The organism is Streptomyces sp. NPDC002643, assembly GCF_053592555.1.
The window spans coordinates 1-2,036 of sequence record NZ_JBSFVY010000081.1 but is presented as its reverse complement, the minus strand read 5'-3'; the positions used below and the strand labels follow the sequence as shown (position 1 = coordinate 2,036).

The following is a 2,036-nucleotide window of genomic DNA, read 5'->3' as shown; positions in this document are numbered from 1 at the left end:
TCATGATCGTTCGCCACCTCACCGGTCCGTCTTCGTGGGTACGGCTGTCCCCTGGGACGCCGAGAAAGGGATGTCGTGATGGTCGCGCCGGGCGGCGGCCCGAAACGGATGCCGCCCGAAAACGGATGCCGCCCGGCCGCCGTTCACGGCATGAGCTGGTACTCCGGGAAGTTGCCGGGCAGCCGCTCCCCTACGGGCCCCTGCGTCACGGCGCGCACCAGCAGTTCACCGCCGACGAAGGCGCCGCGCCAGGACGCGCCGAACCCGCCGAACAGTTCGTCGCGGTCGCCTCGTGAACGCGGCTTGCCGTGGCCGACCTTGAACGCCCGGATCTGCGGGGCCAGTCGGTCGAAGGTCGCCCGGTCGTCGGTGGAAAGGGTGGCCACCAGCGCGCCGTTGGAGGCGTTCATCGCGGCCAGCAGCTCCGCCTCCGTGTCGACCAGGACGATGGAGTCGACAGGGCCGAAGGGTTCCGCGTGGTGCAGCGGGGAGGACGGCGGCGGGTTCAGCAGCGTGACCGGCTGGACGTACGCCGAGGTGTCCTGGCCGGGCAGGAAGCGGGCATCGGCCTCGCTGCCGCGGTGCAGGGGCACGGCGCCGCGGTCGATGGCCTCGGCGATCTGGTCGCGCAGTTCCTTCGCCTTGGCCGCGTTGATCACCGGCCCGAAGTCCAGTGCCGGGTAGGGGTCGTCGGGCTTCTCGACGGCGAGCGGGTGCCCGACGCGCAGGGTGCGCACCGCCGGGAGGTACGCCGCCAGGAAGTCGTCGAACAACTGCCGCTGGACGACGAAGCGCGGGTACGCCGTGCAGCGCTGCTTGCCGTAGTCGAAGAGCTTGGGGATGACGGTCGTGAGCGTGTCCCAGTCCGAGTGGTTCCAGATGCCCCAGGTGTTGAGTCCTTCCTGTTCGAGGACGTGGCGCTTGCCGAGGTCGGCGACGGCCGTGGCCACCGCCGCGCCGGTGTCACGTCCGCCGACGAAGGAGACGCAGCCGATCTCGGGCGCCCGCACCAGCGCCTCCGACAACTCTCCCCCGCTGCCGCTGACGAGGGTGACCGGTATCCCCTCGCGGGCGGCGAGCGCGCAGGCCAGGGTCAGACAGGCGACACCGCCGTCGGTCGGGGTCTTGGCGATGACCGCGTTGCCCGCCAGGGCCTGTACCAGCATGGCGTGGACGAGCACGCTCATCGGATAGTTCCAGCTGGCGATGTTGGAGACCGGTCCGTCCAGGGGGGACCGGCCGGCGACCATCGGCTCGATGCCGTCGGCGTACCAGCGCACTCCGTCGATGGCCCGGTCGACGTCCGCCTGCGCGAGCCGCCACGGCTTGCCGATCTCCCAGACGAGCAGCAGCGCGAGGAGTTCGCGGTGCTGGGAGAGAGCGTCCAGGGTGGCCGCGACCCGGGCGCGGCGCTCTTCGAGCGGGATGTGCCGCCAGGCCCGGTGCTGGTCGAGCGAGGCGCGGACCGCCCGGTGGGCGGCTTCCCGGTCCAGGCGTGGCGGGCCGGCGATCGGGCTGCCGTCGACGGGGCTGGTGGCGGGCAGGGCCCGGCCGTCCGCTCGCCAGGCGGAGTTCCAGAGGTTGAGGACGCGGTCGTCGCGGAACGCCTCCGGGGCGACGGCCAGGCAGCGCTGCCAGGCGTCTTCCCAGGTCGTGCCGGACTTCACCACGAGTGGCGTGGCGTTGAGGGTGGTTGTCATTCGGTGTCTCCGCTCTCGGTGCGCAGTCGGGGGCGGGGTGGGGCGTGCTGTGGGCGCCGCAGCCGCGGAAGCGGGGTGTGCGGGTCGGTGCGACAAGGGGGGCGCACGGGTGGGGAGGAACCCAGCGGAACTCAGTGATGCCGGTGGGCCGGTGGTGCCGGATGCTTGTCGGCGCTGAAAAGTGGTGCACGCCCCCTGGACATCACCCAGCGAATGCGGGATAACAATCTTCATACAGTATTCGTCGACTGTATGCAATATGCCAGGTAGACAGGACTCAGGATCGGCGCCGCCCCGACGCTCAAGGCAATGGACCGGTGAGGTGACGTGTGACGG

1 protein-coding gene is annotated in these 2,036 nt (G+C 71.0%); it reads right to left on the bottom strand.

Features of this window, described 5'->3' with window-relative positions:
• Window positions 1-143 precede the first annotated feature (143 nt).
• On the bottom strand, window positions 144-1,700 hold the full coding sequence (locus tag ACWD4G_RS45580; RefSeq protein WP_451304652.1) for an aldehyde dehydrogenase family protein: 1,557 nt from the start codon (window positions 1,698-1,700) through the stop codon (window positions 144-146).
• Window positions 1,701-2,036 lie beyond the last annotated feature (336 nt).